Raw genomic sequence first — 17,993 nt, forward strand, 5'->3', positions numbered from 1 at the left:
GTTGTCTCACGGTTTTGAATCGAACCTTTCGCAACAGCCCATATAACAGCCAACAATCAAATCACCGTAATCATCTGCCTTCACAGCAGAACTCCGCCATGCGAGCATGGCGAATCACTTGATTTCTCCCGGAAGTGTCGCACCAGTTTATATCCCTGTCTGTTCTCACCCTCACCCAAGATGATCGCAGACCCCGCTGTCTTCGATGATGAACACCTCCCGCGTCGCCTCCTCCATCGAGAAGCCGCCGTTGACCACTTATCTCGTGCGTGGGAACCGGCACTTGGTGGCGATCAAGCCCACGACGTACTGATACACGGCCCACCAGGCGTAGGGAAGACAGCGCTGACCCGACATTCTCTACGGAAGCTCACTGGACACGCCGATGTTCAAACGGCCCATGTTCGTTGTCTTGGCAAAACGACCGCCGGTGTAGTCCGCTCAGTTCTTCACGATCTCCCCGGCAGCGACCCATCGGTGAACGTCCCTCGCGAAGATCTGTGTATCCAACTGCAGGAGCGCGTCACCAGTCCGGTGATCGTTGTCCTCGACGAGGCTGACGGCCTCCCGTCCACTGACGCACTCGACCGGCTGGTGGATGTCGAAAATCTGTCTGTCGTCGTTATCTGCCACGATCCTGATGAATGGCTATCCCGACTCGACGGGAGACTGCGGCGGCAGCTGTCATTCGCGGAGTTTGGATTGGACCGCTACCATGTCGACGAACTGGCGGACATTCTTGAAGCACGGGCGAACCTTGGGCTACCGTCGGAATCGGTCACCCGCGAGCAGTTGGAGACAATAGCTGATGAGGTGGCCGGTGTTGCACGGAACGGTATACAGGCACTTCGACAGGCCGCACTTCGGGCGGAAGAGTTGCAACATGATCGAATCACCAACGAGGATGTGAGTGAGTCGTTCGAGCGGGCGAAGCGACATATCCGCGAGCTGAATCTGGATTCCCTACCGTTCCATCACCAGGTGCTCTACGAACTGATCCGCATGGGCGATGGGCTGGGGGCAGGTGAGCTACATGACCGGTACGACGCCGTCGCCGACCGCGCGTACCGTGGGCGCGAGCAGACGCCGATCTCGGAGCGAGGCCGGCGGACGAAGTTATCCAAACTGGAAGAGTACGATCTGATTGAGGTGGAGGGAGAGAATCGGCATCGGGTGTATCAAGTTTGTGATGACGATGTTGGCGCACTTGATGATCTGAACTGGACATTCGAAAATAGTCCTTGCAGAAGATTATGATTCGAGACCTTGATTCTGGGAAGAGACAGTGCAGGTGAATTAATGACAGCTCAGCGTCGTAAACTCATTATGTGCTCCGAAAATGACGGAAAGTCTCAAAGAGAACTTCAACGTGCCCATGATGAAGTAGAGAGACACATCAAACATGGTCATGAAAGGATAGTCGGTTGGTATATTGACAATCATGAAGTCGGCCAAGGAACTGAGCAAAACGAAATCTGCAGAGATGAAGTGGAGCGATTAATCGATGATTATGAACAACCACCCCATCAATCTATTATAAATAAAAGCATTCTATTCTTGGAAAAGGCTTTAGACCGATATGAGGATGATAATACGGTAAAACTTGGATATGAAGAAACGCTGACTCCTGATCTATACTACCTTTATTTATCTATTGGGACTGAGATTCTAATGAACGGGATCATTCTCAAAACGCGGCCTGAGTTCTTTAGGGAAACATACCTGAAGCACAACCGATCTTTAGGTCTTGGTGCTATCCTTTGTGATACGCATCAAGGTAAGCAAGTCAAAAATGAATTACGAGATCACCTATTCGCTGAACTGAGTGAGGAACAGCAGAACCTAATTGATGATACTCTTGCACTAATTCATCTCCAGCGGAACAACTTGGTCCACCTTGGATATCACACGTTCAGTCAACCCAAAAATTGGGAGGCTTTCCATCATGTCCTTGCTTATCTGGTATCGGAGTTTACTGACCAGAACTCAGTAGCACAGCGGCTTATTGAACACGGAGATCTTGAATTGATAGATACCGAAGGATACAGTCTGTTACCTGTAGATCACTGATAACTCTGCTATCAGTCGAAAACTCCCGGAAGTATAGCACCTTTTTAACCTGTTTCTTCCCCTCGGTCCAAAGTGTATGGAAGAAACAATGGAAGTCTACACTGGTGAGGAGGTGACCGTTGAACACATCAAAGCCCTCGGAGATGGTGGTGCACGCTTCGACATCACCGCTGAAGATGGCCGAAAGTGGCGGATTGACCTGACCCGAGATGGTGACACAGAGATCGTGACGAGCTGGCGCGACGACAAGTTAGCGGATCTCGAATTACCGGAGTGGGCCGGTGATGTGACGGCACGACTCGCGAGGGTCTAAGAGAATGTCAGTCGGTGTCTTCGACAGGATCGAGTTTGCTTGCGTCGAGTTCCTCGTCGAGGAACGCACGCCCATCATTGGTCAGTCGGTAGAGACCGCGCCCGATCTTCTCGACCAGACCGTATCGAGTAAGCTCAGAGAGTCGATCACGTGCATAATTGGCAGCGGCTATGTCGAAAGTATCATCGAGAGCTTGGGGAGTCATGTTCCCTTCATCTCGAATCGTCTCCAGAATGGCTTCGTCAGTCTGAGTCATCCAATCAGCACGCTGCCTGGGCACATCAAGCGGTGTGGCTGTGGAACTCATAGGTGTATCGGTGCATTAGACATCTATTTGCAATCACTTGTATCTCAGCGTAGTAGCACAGATTAATCTGTGTAATTCACAGAAAACTATTTCAGTAGAGGCGTTATACAGGTGAAGTGACCCGCCCATCGGACCAGAAAGGTCCGGCGTGCTGGCACACGCCGGGTGGGTCGTTTCCCGTTTGAGGCTTAGACGACCCATGAAGTACGAGAGCAAGCGGGCTATTGAAAGTAGCCCAACGACCAGCAGTATAGCCAGTCGACCAGCCTGCGGAGACCGGTCCGTCCCGTCTGGAGGTGCACGTGCGTGAGCGACCGCGTCATCGAAGACGTGGACAAGTGCGAGACGGACGGCTGTGAGGAGTTCTGCTACCCCGGCCAGTCACACTGCCTGGGTTGTCATCGAAAGCGAAGCCGGGGGAGAGCATGAGCGAGGATCTGATGGATCTCTCGCCGGAGGACGGTATCGAGCGGTTCCTCCGACACCGTGAGCCGTCCGTCCGCGAGAGTACGATGCGGAACGCAAAGACGCGGCTCCGGTTCTTCAGAGAGTGGTGCGAAGAACGGGATATTGAGAACCTGAACAACCTCACCGGCCGCGACTTAGCTGATTTCGTGGCCTGGCGACGAGGTGACATCGCGGCGCTAACTCTTCAAAAGCAACTCTCGACGATTCGTGAGGCACTACGTTACTGGGCCGACATCGAGGGCGTTGACGATGGGCTGGCCGAGAAGGTCCACGCACCCGAGCTGCCCGACGGGGCTGAGAGTCGTGAAGTCCACCTGAGCGCAGACCGGGCACACCGCATACTCGAATATCTTCACGAGTATCGATACGCGAGTCGGGATCACGTCGTTTTCCTGATTCTGTGGAAGACGGCGATGCGCCGGTCTGCCTTGCGGTCATTGGATGTTGACGATCTCCGTCCCGACGACTACGCGCTGGTGCTTGAGCATCGAATCGATGAGGGAACGAAACTCAAGAACGGTGAAGACGGCGAGCGGTGGGTCTACCTCGGCCCAAGCGATTACCAGGTCGTCGACGACTATCTCGACAACCCCGACCGCTACGAGCGAACCGACGATTACGGCCGCGAGCCACTCGTCACCTCGATGCACGGCCGACCCGCGGGTGATACCATCTACAAGTGGGTAAACAAGCTCACCCAGCCGTGCGTTCTTGGAGGGTGTCCCCACGATGCTGATCCGTCGGACCCGTCGACCTGCGAGGCATTGGGAGCGCGTGCGGCCCACAGCAAATGCCCGTCTTCCCGGTCACCCCACGGACTCCGGCGTGGCAGTATCACCTACCACCTGAATAGCGACGTGTCTCCGGAGATCGTCAGCGAGCGATGCGATGTATCGCTCGAAGTGCTGTATGAGCACTACGACGTTCGGACGAATCAGGAGAAAATGGCGGTTCGAAAGAAGCAACTGGAGCGAATCTAACATGACCGTTACCAAACACAACCTCCCGTCGTCGTGTAAATTTCAGACTACTACCCGGCGAGTCCATAACAATTTTGGACATTTCCGAAGGACCTATTTTCGACGGTTTCAGCCACCAACTAACATGTTTCACAAAGAGTTTTCTGAAAACTACCGCGACTTTTGAGTGAATTACTTACTGTGCGGGATTCACCCCGTCGCCGTCTGCGACTCTGGCGAAGGAAAACGGGGGTGTTTGCTCATGAGACGAGCCGAGCGCAGCTGGCAGCCGAGCGACGACCCAGCAGCCAGCGACAAGCGGCGAAAATTGAGGCAATTCCATGATAATCCTCCTCATTGCGGCATTAGCAGCGGCGGCAGCCTATTTCAGCCAGCAATGGGCTTCCCGCATCACACCGTGCTAGATTAGGTCCACTTTTTGAATATAGCGGATTAATCTATCAAGATATTAGATAAGGGAGAAAATCTCCCAGCAACTATCGGTACTATTAAATTGGATTTACAAGCCTAATGATGTAGATGTTGTCAAGAGACAGAGTGCAAGAGTTGCTCGCCCTCTTTGTAATTATATCGGGCCTCCTTATTTGGGCTTTCAGATTAGCACAAAGCCCGTTACCCGAACTCACAGGCGATCCACATAATATCATGCAACGATCAATGACCGTAGCACAAACAGGTAACATTTTTGCGACTGTTGACCCGCCATTCCGTTATATCCCTGTAGCTACGCTTTTCGAGTTGTTTGGTATAACCACTGTTGGCGATCAAGCTGCATATATAACACATTTGTATTCGACGACGACCACGTATGTCATCATACCAGCAACACTCTATTTGCTTGTTCGATTAACCGTTGGCAGGAAGACAGCATTGCTCACGCTGCTTGGTGTCGTGTCGTGGCGTGTTTTCGGTATCGGTCTTAATGCCTACGTAGATGGTTATTGGATGTATGATTACACAATTCCGCTGATTTTTCTGACTATTTATTTTGGCCACAAATGTGTCTCTGGGCAGTCGCCGCGATCCTCAGTCAAACTCGCTGTTGGAACGGGTATTGGCATTGGAAGTGTTGGATTAAATGAATATATTTTGGGAGCTTATACTGCTGCAATCATTACGGTCTTATTCATATACCATCGGAAGTACTTAGAGCTGGCAACATCAGGGACTATCGGATCGTTGATGGCATCCTCTCTTATTTTCATGACAGATTATGCTAAAGATTTTATACTTTCTTCGGGAGGTAATAGGTTAGAATTGCTTCCAGTGTCTTTGGTAGTGCCTAATGCGATTTCTATCTTGACCACACCAGCCTATCTATTTCCGGTATTCCTCACTTTCCTCGCTGTTTTGCTGTATTACTGGAATCAGTCGACACCGACCGATACAAACGTGTTGGTCATTTCGTGCAGTGTTCTGGCGGTTGCATGGCTGTCACAATTTATTCTTGCCACAGGCTGGTTCGCGTTATTGGCGCAGTACACCGGACAATACCTTGTCTTGACGCTTCTAATGCATCAAATGGTAAAAGGCGCAGAATTGTTTAATATTATTTAGAAGTCCTTCTCAGTGGAAGTCAGGTCAGCCTTGCACCAGCGAAATTGGTTCCATGACTGCTTAGTCGGAACGGATCAGCAACTTTCACGCCTCTATAGAAATAAATCGTGTATTCTATTGCATCCGTGTCCGGTTCTCCATTTCGACCCGGATACATTCGCCCCAATTTTCCCGCCTGACACCCCGAAATCACTCCAAGATTCTAGGATATTGACCGCAAATCAGAATTCACGGACACCGGATGAACTTAGAGAACTACGACGACCAAACGGGATGAAAGCATGGCTCTCCGAACAAGAGGTTCGGCAGCTACTCGACAAGTTCGACGACACTGAGAAGGGGATAGCGGTCTCGCTCGATGTGCTGTATCAGCACTACGACGCCCGAACCGAGCGCGAGAAGATGGACGTACGAACTGACCACCTACCAGAGGAGTAACCGACCAATGTTCAGAAAATACCCAAAACCACACGACGGCACCATAGATAACCTGCCCGGCGAGTCCATAACAATTCTTCTACAGTAGAACACACCAGATTAGCGACAGCACTGCGCCTGAATGACAGTTATCGACGCAGAGATGGGGCATGAGAGTCTTGCACCGATTTCATACAGTTGCTGTCTCGGATACTCGGCCCTCTCAGCACACCTGGCGTGGTAATCTGGTATTTTTTCGCAGGAATACTCTCTCCAAGACTCAGCTATCGGAACGACCGCTTTCGGTCTAAGGTTCTCACCGTGCAGAATATGGTGGAAACAACTGACTATCTGGAGTCGCGACTCATTGCTCCCCGTTCCGTCGATAGCCGAGCCAGCCAAGCAACAGCGATAGCGAGACGACAACGGCAGTGAGATCGAATCCGGGGCCGGAGCTATCCGTTGTTGTCGTCTGCGTCTCTGAGGCGAATGTCGATGTGACAGTCCCAGCGTCCGAAGCTGTGGTCTCTGTGCCAGTCTGCGTTGTGGTGTCGGTCACAGTGGTCGACGCTGTCGAATCTGGTGTCGATGAGACAGTCGCAGTTGTTGTGCCACTTATCGTCTCGTTTCCAGTTGTGTTCATCGTCCCGTTCGTGGTGCTGTTGGCCGTTCGAACGGTCACGTTACCCACATTGGTTGTGTTGAGCTTCACGGCGTGGACACCGGATGAGTTGAACCGGACCGTGAGGTTCACCTGACGCTGTTCACCCTCCGGGATTTCGAGGCTTGCGTTCGTCCCCGTCACTGTTCCGTTATCATAGACACGCGCCTCGAACGTCCCGCCGTCGTCGCCATCATTCTCGATGGTTCCGGACACCATGACTGACTGTCTAGGCGCGACCGATGTTCTGTTGAGCGACGTGTTTACGACCGAGAATGATGGTTCAGTGGGGGAGATAGCACCGCCTCCACCCCCACCGCCCCCACCGCCGTTGTTATCATCATCGTCGTTATCGCTGTTGTCATCATCGCTATCATTGCTATCGCTGTCGTTGCTGCCGTTAGAACCGTCGGTCTCGTTTCCTGCTCCATCGTCAGTATTGGTCGCTGTTTCCGTAGCCGTTGGCGTGTCCGTTTCCGATGGTGTCGCCGTGTCTGTTGAGGTCGATGAACCAGCGTCGACGCGTAGCTCAATACTGTTGTAGGCTTCGGGTGTGACAGTCTCGCCGTCGCTGTCAGACAGTTTCGTGTCCGCGTCGACGAAGTCAAGCTGTGTGGACCCAGACGCATTTTCCGGGACTGTGAACGTGATTTTGGCGAGAACAGGGGCGTCCGTCTCCCCGGACCGAAGCTGATTGAACGCAACCCAGCCGGCCTCGTTGTTCACGTTTGTGACGGGGTCGTCGAAGTCGTCGCTGCCGGCAACGCTGTCGATCTCCGCGACAGTTGGGTCGAACGTGACATTGGTCTGGTAGCCACGCACTGCCGTTGCGTTGGCCCAGACCTGCACGGTGACTGTTTCACCGGGAGCAACGGCGAGGCCGTCGCCGGACGCTCCCGAGACGGTGGTACCGACCGAAATCGCGCTTGCTGACCCCGGTGCTATGGCAGCGACCGCCACCGGGAGCGTGCCGACTACGACTGTCAGGGCAACGGCGATAACAAGCGTTCGGCTGGCTCTCATTGGTTATCCCCTGCCAAGTTCCGGGCGGCAACGGCATCGCCGATGTCGACGTCGCCGTCGCCGTCGACGTCTGCTGCGTCCCGGTCAACGTTGACGTCTTCGCCGGCAATCGACCGCTGGAGTCGGCCTACGTCGTCAGTGTCGACGTCACCGTCGCCGTCGACATCACCGGCCACCGTTTCGCTTGGAGTGTAGCTGACAGTCAGCGTCGGTGGGATGGCGCTGTCGGCGCTCTGGATGTCCCAGTCGTCGTTCCCGAGCGGGCGAAACACCCATCCGGCGTTCTGTGCGCCGTTTGCCCACGCCTGCACGCTCGTCGTCACATCAATCGAAGTCTCATCCGTCTCTACCGTGCCGGTTCGTGTGACCGCCTCGGCAACGGCCTGGGAACCATCTGCCTGGATGCCACCGTCGAACGACGCCCACGTCGAATCGGCGCTCCACTCCGTTCGCAGTCGATGGACCGCTGCGCCATCCCCCCCGTCCGACGTTTCAAGCGCTACAGTGGCCTGTTTCACGTCTGACCCGGGCGGTATCTGCCCGCCGTCTGTCCCGATGATACCGTCAAAACGGAGGAGAACCTGCGTGGTACTGCCCGACCCCTCCGGATCGCTGCTGTCGATAGACAGTGTCTCGGCGGTGCCGTAGCTCGCCTCCGGTTCGGCGGCGCGTATCTCCGTGTCAGTCGTCCCGCTGTAGCCGTCCGTCCCCTGCTGGAACGTGACAGTCGGTATGTCTGGCGTGTCCGGTGTCGCCGTCGGTGTCGGCGTCCCGGGTGACGACGAACTGAACCGAGCGTCGAAGTCGAGGTCGAATCCGAACTGCGAGTCGTCGTCGGTCTGTTCCTCATCCGTGCTCGGCGAGTACGTCCGGACCTGGATCCGATCCGGTTCGTCAGAACCGTCCCCCGGACGGAACTCGATGCAGCGAAGCAGGCCGTGCCCGCCGTCGTCTCGGAACTGGTAGTTCGCGAGCAGTTCGTACACCGACGAGCCGGCGTTGTTTGTCGACACCTGATGGGCCTCCCCGCCGCTCTTGCCAGTCCCATCGTGCCAGTGACCACAGAGAACCATGAATATCTGGCCGTTCGGTGAGACGAGGTCTTCCCAGACAGTCTGACCCGTATTACCGATCTCGCTCGCTTCCTGCAACTTCCGGGTCCGTCGTTGTGGTTCGTCGCGGAGATACGAGTGCGTCGTGAGTATCGTCGCCCGGTCCGGATACTGGTCGAGGACACTCTGTGCCCAGCCCAGCGTTGTCGATGGGTCGTCTACGGTTCCCGGTGGCTCCCACTCTAAAGCGAGATGCAGGAAGTCGTAGCCACCGGCCGAAAACAGCTGGTAGGTGCTGAGGTTGTCTCGACCTTCGTCGCCGTTAGTCGGGCCCGCCCCGCCGAACCAGTCCCGTCCCTCGTACCGCGACGGGCCGAAGTACTCCCGGTACTTGGCAACAGAGGAATTCCGGTCCCATAGTGTCGCGTAGTCGTGATTACCCGTCACGGTGGCGTAGGGGACCACTCCGTCGAGCGTGGCCATGGCTTCGTCCATGTACTCCCACTCCGCGTCGTCGTCGCCGTGATCGACCACATCACCTTCGTGGCTGACGAATGCGATGTTTTCGGCGTCCGCGTTGTCAGCGATCCACTGCGTCTGGTCCTTGCCGTAGGGCGTTCCCTCTTTGGCATACACCTGCGTGTCCGGCAGTGCAACGACTGTCCAGTAGTCCGACTGCTGGCCGGTACTGGCGGTGGTTCCCAGCGCGGTGAGGCCCACGCCAGTACCGGCGGCTTTGAGTACCCGTCGTCTGGTCGTGGTGGCCAGCCGTTCGGATCTGTCGCTACTGTCCATACTCACACCCGGAACAGGTCCTGTGGTGAGTCTGGGCGCAACCCCATCGCTTTGTGATCCACCTGTTGTCTCGCCAGCCACGATAATACTGTTGCGTCTGCCACCGGTCGGTGGCCTCGGCATATGATCGATACATTGCTAGGCTCTCGGACACAGACCCGTTCGCCGAACGGCGATTAGTTATTGATCGGTTACTGCGAGTATGCTGTTGTTTTTCCGCGCTATCGTTACAGGGACTCTTCGTCACAACTATCCACTGACTCACAGCCAGGGGGCTCACCGTCACTCTCGGTTTCACTCCGTTTTCACGACGCACATACGATACTCGGCTCAGTCCATCGCCTGTATCACACGCGAGGAGTCAAGCGATTCGACGGCCTCGACGATGGCGGTGTCGAGGTTGTGGTCGCCCCAGTCCCGTTTCCGGGGGATGTGTGCGCGGTAGGTCGCAACGTCGTCGAACAGCTCCCGGAACGTCGCTCGCTCCTGTTCGACGACCGCATCCAGAGCGGCAACCATCGAGCCGTCGTCGACGAGCGAATCGTAGGCGTGGAAGTACTCCCTGAGCCGTCCATCCCACTCGAAATTACAGATCGACGACGTGGCCGACATCGCGGTGTTGGTCGAGATGCCTTCTACAGTGATTGTATCCAGATTCGGTGCGGCCTGAAGGAAAACGACGGAATCGACAGTCGACCGCTCGACATATTCCGCGCACGGATACAGGTCCGAGATATTCGTGAACTCCCGGCTATCGTCGCCGAGAAACGTCTCGTTCAGGAAGTTGAGCGCTGTTTCCGGGAACGAACCTGTTCTGTCGACTCGCTCGTCGATAAATCCGTGGAGTTCACTGCGCAGCCGGTCCAGTTCCGTGTCGTGCTGTCGCTTTATTTCGGGGAACGACTCAATATTGAACGACTGGAGGTTCACACCGAGCGGGTAGCCGACAGCCGTGCCGTCCGCGCCGACCCAGAGCCGATCGTCGGAGAGGAAGTCCGCACCCTCGCGCAACAGCGACAGCAGGGTGTTGGTCTTGCCGGCTCCGCGCCAGGCCGGAAACAGCGTCGTCCGGCCGTCGAGTCGCACGCCCGAGGCGTGTATCAGTGCCTGCTGTCGCGCAGCCCGCTGCTGTCGGATGTAGAACTCGACCGGATAGATGGAGTAAAACGGCTCGAAGCCGTGTGTCACTCGGATGTGCTGCCAGCCCGGCGTCACCGCCATGAAGTCCGCCCCGTTTCGGATGACGAACTCGTCGCCAGTCCAGGCGTAATGGTCGTCAGGGTTCCCGAGAACGATCTCCGCGTGGACCTCGTCTGTCGTCTCCTCGATGACGATGTCGGGATCGTTGACAGGTGTGTCGGTCTCGAACTGATCGTACATCTTCTGGTACTGCCAGCTCGTCCGACCGCCAGCCCCGAGAACCGTTACGACAACGTCGCCAAAGAAGTCGTACGAGCGTTGGTTCATAGCCACCCCGATAGATGCTGGCCCGGTATCGGGCCGAGATAGACAATCATCTGACTCATCGTTCTCGTCTGTACGCGGTTACTGCATATTGTTATATATGCGACAATATGCCACGGCTCACTACTAACGAATGATTAGTGCTTGAAAGCAATATATACAGTCCGAGACGATGCATGATACCAAACGCTGGAGTCCAGCCGTCACACGGGATATCTTCGGGTAAGGCTGGGTTATGAACGATTTAGCCGCTTAAAAGAACTGAAACAGATCGTCCCGCTGGACCTCGTGGAGGTGGTGTCGGACGGCTTCGTTCAGTGGCTCGGTGGAGCCACGCTTTGCGCTGATCGGTGCGATAGTTTCCTGCCACTGCTGCCACGGCGGATGCAGACCGAGGCGGTCACAGAGTTCATTCAGGCGTTCATCCTCGTCGTCGACCTTGTCCATCTTGTTGACAGCGACGACCGGTTCGACGCCGACCTCCCGGAGGAAATGAAACATCTCCACGTCGTGGGGGATCTCGTCGGGGCCGGAGTGACGGTCAATGATATCGATAACCGACTTGCCGTCCACGACGAGGATACCGACGAGAATCTGCTCGGCGTTCCGCTCAATGTACTGGACCACGTCGGTCTTGATTTCCTCGCGGACGTCTTCGGGGACGCCTTTCATGTACCCGAAGCCGGGGAGGTCACTGATAACGAAGTCGGCGCTGGCCCAGTCGAAGTGGTTGGGCGAACGCGTGACACCGGGTCGCTGGCCTGTGTCGAACGTGTGGCCCGTTATCTCGCGCATCAACGTCGATTTCCCGACGTTTGACCGACCGACGAGCACCACCTCGGCGTCCCGGTCCGGTCGTGACTCGAACATACCCCGTGTACTCCGCCAGCGGGGAAAAGCGCGTCCGTTTCGCGGGGACCGACTGTTTCGTGATTCACGATCACATTTCAATCCAGTTCTGCACCCGCGACCCGCTAACTAGCCGCTTTTTTACCCTCGCGGGTCCCACCCGGAGCCGTGCGGCTGGTACAGATACTGATTCCGACCGGGAAGCGTGATGCCGTGTTAGGTGTGTTAGCCGACGAGGGCATCGACTACGTGCTCACCGACGAGACGAGCGGTCGGGAGTTCACCGCTGTCGTCACCTTTCCAGTCCCGACAAACGCGCTCGAACCAGTCCTCGAAGAGTTACGGGATGTCGGCATCAACGACGACGGCTACACGGTCGTCGTGGACGCGAACACTGTCATCTCCAGCCAGTTCGACAAGCTAGAAGAGAAGTACGCCGAGGAGGAAGACGAAGACCGCATCGCCCGGGAAGAACTCACATCGAAGGCAAACGATCTCGCGCCCTCGATGTCGAACTACGCGCTGATGACCGTCATCAGCGCGATTATCGCGACTGCGGGGCTCCTGCTCGATTCGCCGGCCGTCGTCGTCGGCTCGATGGTCATCGCACCGCTCATCGGCCCGGCGATGACCGCCAACGTCGGCACCGTTGTCGACGACCACGAGATGTTCGCACAGGGCATCAAACTTCAGGCCATCGGGCTCGGACTCGCCGTGGCGAGCGCGACTGCCTTCGCCCTGCTCGTCCGGCACGCCAACGTCATCCCGCCGCTCGCTGACGTGACCTCGGTCGGCCAGATACGTGAGCGGATCGCCCCCGACTTCCTCTCACTGATCGTCGCACTCGGCGCTGGCGCGGCCGGCGTCGTCAGCCTCACCAGCGGCGTCTCGACGGCACTGGTCGGCGTCATGATTGCCGTCGCACTCATCCCGCCGGCGGCTACGGTCGGCATCGGCATAGCCTGGGGCCAGCCGCTCGTCAGCCTCGGGTCTGCCGTGCTTCTGCTAGTGAACGTTCTCTCGATCAACCTCGCAGTCCTCGTCGGACTCTGGTACCAGGGCTACCGCCCGGAACACTGGTTTCAGGAGAGCGACGCGCGATCGGCGACTCTCAAACGCATCGGCGTTCTCGTCCTGTCGATACTCGTCCTGTCGGCGTTTCTGGGCGGCGTCACCTTCGACTCCTACCAGCAGGCGACGACGGAGTCGGACATCCGCGAGGGCATCGAGGGAAGCGTCAGCCCGCCTGCCAGCGTGCTGTCGGTCGAAGTCGAGTCCACCAACACCGCGATCTTCCAACAGCCCCGCCGCGTCGTTGTCACCGTCGGCCTGCCGCCGGATGCGACGCGGCCGACGCTCGTAGACCGACTGGACGCGATAGCCGACGAACAGGCCGGCCGGAACGTCACGACGGAAGTCCACTACGTCACTATCGAACGCAGCGATTAACGCTCAAAACCGACTTTGAGCGTTCGACGGCATAAATACCGCGGGGTGTGTCGGAGATGATATGGTATCACGACCACTCGCAATCGCTGGTGTGCTGACATTGCTCGTCGCCGGTGGCGTTGGATTCGCACTCGCGGATACTGGAACCGTCGCACCGTCGACGAATTCGACCGTGAGCGTCAACGCCGATGCGACCGTCGAACGCGCGCCCGACCGTGCAACTGTCACCGTCGCCGCCGTGGGCCGCGGTGAGACCGCCGAAGCGGCGCGCAACAACCTCAGCGGCGATGCCGACGCGATTACGTCGGCGCTGGAAGCCGAGGGCGCAGACGTGACTTCCTCGCGGTTCCAGATCCGCCCCGAGTACGAGGAGAGTAGAGAGGGCCGCGAACAGGTTGGCTACGTGGCTATCCACACCGTCGAGGCCGAAACGAGCAACGTTTCAACTGCCGGGAAACTCATCGATGCCGCGGTCGATGCCGGCGCAGACCGCGTCGAGGGCGTGCGCTATTCGCTGAGTGAGGAGACAAGGCAGGACGCCCGCGAAGAAGCCCTGACGACCGCCATGGACAACGCCCGAACGGACGCCGAAGTCGTCGCCGCTGCGGAGGATCGAGCTGTCGGTGACGCTGTCACGGTCCAGACCAGCGACCACGGTCGCCCCGTCGTGTACGCGGAAGCAATGGCGTCCGATGCCGGCGGACGGACGAACATCCAGCCCGGCGACGTCACCGTCGACGCCTCGGTTAGTGTCACGTACGAACTAGAATAAGCCGTTCTTACTCACCACTGCGGTTCCTTTTCGTGTTTTCAAACGGCCGCTTGGTAATGGCTGCAGTCCTTCTGCGAGTGTCCACAGTCCTCGCGACGGCGACCGCAGTCCTCGCGGGTCGCTACGCTCCCCGCTCGGGGTCTACGAGACGCCTTCCGTTGGTCGGCGTCTCGCTACTCGTCAAACGGCAGTTCGAGTTCGTAGTCCACCGCGTCGATAGCGGCCTGCAACACGCCGTCGACGTTGTCGTCTTCAGTGACGCTCATGTAGTGGTCAGCCTCGACATCAGTCGAGAGGTCGCTCTTGTTCGCGATGGTCAGCACCGGCACGTCGAAGCGCGCTTCGATGGCGTTTCGCAGTTCCAGCTGGTCCGCGAGCGGATAGCCACACTCGCCACTTGGGTCGATGAACACGAGGACCGCGTCGGCGAGGTGTTCGAGCGCACTCACGGCCTGTGACTCGATTTCGTTACGGTCCTCCGGTGGGCGGTCAAGCAGGCCGGGCGTGTCGACGAGCTGGTAGCGGATGCGCTGGTCCTCGAAGTGGCCGACACGGATCTGCGTCGTCGTGAACGGATACGAGGCGATCTCGTTGTCGGCCCGCGTGACGCGGTTGACGAACGACGACTTGCCGACGTTGGGGTAGCCGGCGACGACGATGGCCGGCTCGTCCGGGCGGATGTCGGGAATGTCTTTGAGGGCGTTGTGCGCGGTCGAGACGGCGGCGAGGTCGTCTTCGACTTCCTCGACGACGTCGGCGATACGGGCGAAGGCCTGCTTGCGGAGCTTCCGGGCGGTGTCGATGTCGCCGCGGGCGACGCGGCTCTCGTACTCCTGACGGATCTCGACGACCTTGTCGGCGGCCCACGAGATCTCCGAAAGGTGCTGTTTCAGCGCGTCGATACCGGGGTCGTCATCCGCGGGGTAGGCCTCGCCGACAACGGCGTCGGCGAGTTCGACGTAGAAGGGATCGAGGTCGTCAATCGTCGGCCACGCGGTCACCACGTTCTCCATGTTGTCGGAGGCGATGTTCGACGCCGTCATCAGCATCGACTGCTGGGCTTCGTTCCCGTCCTTGGCCCCGCCGGCGCGTGACGCCCGCGAGAAGGCTTTGTCCACGAGCTCCTCGGCGGTAGGCGTCGTCGGCAGACCCTCGAAGGGATGGCTCATAGGTCCCGTTGACGGCCGGAGCGTAAAAGCGCGTTCAATCGCGCCCCAAACTGTTGCGAGTCACGTTTTTGACCATCCCGGTCACAGTTCCGGTATGGCACAGATTGACGCCGGCGAGATTCTCCCCAACGACCACGTCCAGCAGATGGCCGCCGAGGGACGGGTCACCCAGATGCACCGCGGCCACCAGTATGCTGACGAGGGTGATACCTTCGAGATAGACGGTACCAAGTTCGAGGTGACAGACGTAACACACCGGACGCTTGGCGACATGACTGACGAGGACGCACAGCGAGAGGGGTCAGAGGACCTCGCTGCGTACAAGGAACGAATGAAAAAGGTTCACGGCAGCTTCGAGTGGGACGACGACAGCGAGGTCGTCCGGCACCGATTCACGCCCATCGACGAGTGAGACGACGACAGCGAGGTCGTCCGGCACCGATTCACGCCCATCGACGAGTGAGACGACATCGTCTGATGACGGTCGGCGACTGAATCGACGGCCGAGCAGACTGCCACCGTACCGCAGACAACCCTTATCAACTCCGGTAACTCTCAGTAACTACATGACAGAGACGATGGCGAAGTCGAAAGCAGACGACCCGGAGCGGGCGCATCTCGCGGACGTTGAGGACGGCTGTGGCTGTACCGAAATCTGGGAGCACATGAGTGAAGCCCGCGACGAAGACGACGACTGAGCGCCCTATTCCTCCGATACCACGTCGACGCCGGTAAACTCGAAGCGTGCGCCGCCGGCATCGCTTTCAGTGAGCGTAACCGTCCAACCATGTGCAGTGGCGATCTGTGAGACAATCGAGAGCCCGAACCCGGTGCCGTCAGTCGTCGTCGAGTAGCCGCTTTGGAACACCGTCTCCCGGTCGGATTCGGGGATGCCCGAGCCGTCATCCGAGACGGCGAACCCGCCCGGAATCGCACTCATCGTTATTGTCACGCCCGGACCGTCGTAGTCGCTGGCACCGCCAGACTGCATCTGCTCGTCCGTGGCGCTGTGTTCGATGGCGTTTCGGATCAGGTTCTCCAGCAACTGCTTGAGCCGCGTCGCATCTGCCTGTATCTTGCGGTCGGTGTCGACCACCAGCGCTGCGTCGCCGGTGTCGACGACCTCCCAGCAGTCCTCGACTGCCGTTCCTAGTGCCACCGTTTCCATCTCGGTGATGCTGTCGCCGGTCCGGGCCAGCAACAGGAGGTCGTCTATCAACGCCTGCATCCGGTCGAGTGCCTGCTCTATCGCAGCGATGTTGTCGTCGTCACACTCCTCTTTCAACGCACCCAGCCGACCGATAGCGACGTTCAGAGGGTTGCGAAGGTCGTGACTGACGACTGTTGCGAACTGTTCCAGACGGTCGTTTTGTGTCGACAGTTCCTGCTCACGGTCACGGAGCTGTTTGTCGCGCTCGACGGCGGCGAGGGCCGCCTCCATGTTTGCCGCGAGGACCCGTCCAGCGACGATGTCTGCTTCGTTGAAAGCGTCGACAGTCGCCGATGCAGCGATGAGAAGGCCATGTTCCCCCAGTGGCAGATATAGCTCGCTGCGTATCGGCGTCTCGGGGTTCTGCACGTCCTCTTCCAGCCGCACGTCTGGAACTGCAGTCGCCTCGCCACGTTCGTACACCCGCCAGGCGATGCTATCGCCCTGCTCGAACGTTGGGATATCACCGACCAACTCCCGAGCCGACGCGGTCGCGGCGACGGGTTCTAACTGCCCGTCATCGTTGATGAGGTGGACGGCGTTTGCGTCGAGTCCGATAATCTCCGCGGCGGCGTTGACACCGATACCGGCGACTTCGTTGTGGACTTCGGCGGCCATCAAGTGCCGGGTGGCCTCGTGTAGCGCTTCGAGTCGATGCTCGCGCTCGTCGGTATCGCTTCGGTCGCTGATGACCGACACTGTGCCGTCGTCGCCGTCCCAGGTCACGTCACACGCTGTGATGCTGGCTTGGACGCTGTTGCCGGCCAGCGTTCGTATCATCCGTCTGACCTGGCCAGCCGTCCGGTCGTCCTCGACGACGCGTTCGACGGTCTCGACTCCGGCGTCAGCCGTCGGTTCGACGAGGTCAGTCAGCGGCCGGTCGTGGAGTTCGTCGCTGTCGGCGGCACTGAACAGATCAACTGCCGCCGGGTTCGCGTACACGACGGTGTCGGCGACGCTGACGAGGACCGCATCGCTCGTTGCGTCGAGAATCTGTTTCGTCCGTGTCTGTGCGGCGTCGGCTGTTGCTTTCGCTCTGACTCGTTCGACTGTGTTTCGGATTCGCTGCGCGAGTACGGCGTACTGCTGGGATCCATGTCCTTTTTGAATATAGTCAGTGACGCCGGCCGAGACTGCCTCGCTCGCGAGCGACTCGCTCCCCTGGCTTGTAAACAGCAGAAACGGCATGTCCGGGTCTCTGGCGCGGACTGTTTCCAGAAACTCCAGCCCGTCGATACCGGGCATGTCGTAGTCGCTGACGATACAGTCTACGTCGTGCTCATCCAGATACGACAGCCCGTCCGCAGCGCTCGTGACACCGGTGGCGTCGATCGCCTCGTCGTTGCGTTCGAGATGTGTCGCGATGAGGTCGGCGTACGATGGTTCGTCGTCGACACAGAGGACTGTAACGCCCGACACCACATGGCCCATACCTCC

General features: G+C 58.1%; 19 protein-coding genes. 11 read left to right on the top strand and 8 right to left on the bottom strand.

Annotation, left to right across the window (positions count from 1 at the left end; all coding sequences use genetic code 11):
• Positions 1-180 precede the first annotated feature (180 nt).
• The 3 genes from C443_RS14030 (at position 181) to C443_RS14040 (ending at position 2,383) form a co-directional block, all read left to right on the top strand.
• Positions 181-1,257, top strand: a complete 1,077-nt coding sequence (locus C443_RS14030) for a Cdc6/Cdc18 family protein (protein ID WP_049944066.1) — start codon at positions 181-183, stop codon at positions 1,255-1,257.
• A gap of 42 nt (positions 1,258-1,299) precedes the next feature.
• The gene (locus C443_RS21255; protein ID WP_152423048.1) at positions 1,300-2,070 is read left to right on the top strand and encodes a hypothetical protein; all 771 of its coding nucleotides are present in this window, start codon (positions 1,300-1,302) and stop codon (positions 2,068-2,070) included.
• A 76-nt stretch (positions 2,071-2,146) separates the two neighbouring features.
• Positions 2,147-2,383, top strand: a complete 237-nt coding sequence (locus C443_RS14040; protein ID WP_005537177.1) for a hypothetical protein — start codon at positions 2,147-2,149, stop codon at positions 2,381-2,383.
• Between the two features lie 7 nt (positions 2,384-2,390).
• Here C443_RS14040 and C443_RS14045 read toward each other — a convergent pair whose 3' ends face one another.
• The gene (locus C443_RS14045; RefSeq protein WP_005537179.1) at positions 2,391-2,639 is read right to left on the bottom strand and encodes a type IV toxin-antitoxin system AbiEi family antitoxin domain-containing protein; all 249 of its coding nucleotides are present in this window, start codon (positions 2,637-2,639) and stop codon (positions 2,391-2,393) included.
• 357 nt (positions 2,640-2,996) lie between these two features.
• Between C443_RS14045 and C443_RS22170 the strand changes: the two genes are divergently transcribed.
• Both C443_RS22170 and C443_RS14050 read left to right on the top strand, forming a co-directional pair.
• Positions 2,997-3,119 carry a hypothetical protein gene (locus tag C443_RS22170; protein WP_311241317.1) on the top strand — a complete coding sequence of 41 codons (123 nt, stop codon included), beginning with the start codon at positions 2,997-2,999 and terminating at the stop codon, positions 3,117-3,119.
• Positions 3,116-4,138 (top strand): tyrosine-type recombinase/integrase, encoded by a 1,023-nt coding sequence (locus tag C443_RS14050; protein ID WP_005537181.1) that lies wholly within the window; start codon positions 3,116-3,118, stop codon positions 4,136-4,138. Before C443_RS22170 ends, C443_RS14050 begins: the two co-directional genes overlap by 4 nt.
• A 175-nt stretch (positions 4,139-4,313) precedes the next feature.
• Here C443_RS14050 and C443_RS21495 read toward each other — a convergent pair whose 3' ends face one another.
• Complete coding sequence (locus C443_RS21495; protein WP_160163358.1) at positions 4,314-4,460, bottom strand: hypothetical protein; 147 nt, start codon at positions 4,458-4,460, stop codon at positions 4,314-4,316.
• Between the two features lie 215 nt (positions 4,461-4,675).
• Between C443_RS21495 and C443_RS14055 the strand changes: the two genes are divergently transcribed.
• Entirely contained in the window at positions 4,676-5,695 is a 1,020-nt protein-coding gene (locus C443_RS14055) for a hypothetical protein (RefSeq protein WP_152423049.1), read from the top strand.
• Between the two features lie 273 nt (positions 5,696-5,968).
• On the top strand, positions 5,969-6,133 hold the full coding sequence (locus C443_RS21500; protein ID WP_005537183.1) for a hypothetical protein: 165 nt from the start codon (positions 5,969-5,971) through the stop codon (positions 6,131-6,133).
• A gap of 343 nt (positions 6,134-6,476) precedes the next feature.
• Here the strand turns inward: C443_RS21500 and C443_RS14060 are convergent, their stop codons facing one another.
• The 4 genes from C443_RS14060 to engB form a co-directional block, all read right to left on the bottom strand.
• The gene (locus tag C443_RS14060) at positions 6,477-7,796 is read right to left on the bottom strand and encodes a cohesin domain-containing protein (RefSeq protein WP_005537184.1); all 1,320 of its coding nucleotides are present in this window, start codon (positions 7,794-7,796) and stop codon (positions 6,477-6,479) included.
• The gene (locus C443_RS14065) at positions 7,793-9,643 is read right to left on the bottom strand and encodes a DNRLRE domain-containing protein (RefSeq protein ID WP_005537185.1); all 1,851 of its coding nucleotides are present in this window, start codon (positions 9,641-9,643) and stop codon (positions 7,793-7,795) included. Before C443_RS14065 ends, C443_RS14060 begins: the two co-directional genes overlap by 4 nt.
• 330 nt (positions 9,644-9,973) lie before the next feature.
• The gene (locus tag C443_RS14070; protein WP_005537186.1) at positions 9,974-11,110 is read right to left on the bottom strand and encodes a hypothetical protein; all 1,137 of its coding nucleotides are present in this window, start codon (positions 11,108-11,110) and stop codon (positions 9,974-9,976) included.
• Positions 11,111-11,359: 249 nt separating this feature from the next.
• Positions 11,360-11,977 carry a GTP-binding protein EngB gene (gene engB, locus C443_RS14075; RefSeq protein WP_005537187.1) on the bottom strand — a complete coding sequence of 206 codons (618 nt, stop codon included), beginning with the start codon at positions 11,975-11,977 and terminating at the stop codon, positions 11,360-11,362.
• Between the two features lie 147 nt (positions 11,978-12,124).
• Here engB and C443_RS14080 point away from each other — a divergent pair, with 147 nt between their 5' ends.
• On the top strand, positions 12,125-13,405 hold the full coding sequence (locus tag C443_RS14080) for a TIGR00341 family protein (protein WP_005537188.1): 1,281 nt from the start codon (positions 12,125-12,127) through the stop codon (positions 13,403-13,405).
• Between the two features lie 61 nt (positions 13,406-13,466).
• Positions 13,467-14,177, top strand: coding sequence for an SIMPL domain-containing protein (locus C443_RS14085; protein WP_005537190.1), 711 nt, complete (start codon positions 13,467-13,469; stop codon positions 14,175-14,177).
• Between the two features lie 173 nt (positions 14,178-14,350).
• Here the strand turns inward: C443_RS14085 and C443_RS14090 are convergent, their stop codons facing one another.
• A complete protein-coding gene (locus C443_RS14090; RefSeq protein ID WP_005537191.1) occupies positions 14,351-15,346 on the bottom strand; it encodes an NOG1 family protein in 996 nt (331 codons plus the stop codon).
• A gap of 94 nt (positions 15,347-15,440) precedes the next feature.
• Between C443_RS14090 and C443_RS14095 the strand changes: the two genes are divergently transcribed.
• Positions 15,441-15,758 (top strand): ASCH domain-containing protein, encoded by a 318-nt coding sequence (locus tag C443_RS14095; RefSeq protein ID WP_005537192.1) that lies wholly within the window; start codon positions 15,441-15,443, stop codon positions 15,756-15,758.
• 154 nt (positions 15,759-15,912) lie between these two features.
• A complete protein-coding gene (locus tag C443_RS22175) occupies positions 15,913-16,044 on the top strand; it encodes a hypothetical protein (protein WP_005537193.1) in 132 nt (43 codons plus the stop codon).
• Between the two features lie 5 nt (positions 16,045-16,049).
• Here the strand turns inward: C443_RS22175 and C443_RS14100 are convergent, their stop codons facing one another.
• Positions 16,050-17,987 carry a response regulator gene (locus tag C443_RS14100; protein WP_005537194.1) on the bottom strand — a complete coding sequence of 646 codons (1,938 nt, stop codon included), beginning with the start codon at positions 17,985-17,987 and terminating at the stop codon, positions 16,050-16,052.
• Positions 17,988-17,993 lie beyond the last annotated feature (6 nt).

The sequence above is a fragment of the Haloarcula argentinensis DSM 12282 genome, from assembly GCA_000336895.1.
GTDB lineage: Archaea > Halobacteriota > Halobacteria > Halobacteriales > Haloarculaceae > Haloarcula > Haloarcula argentinensis.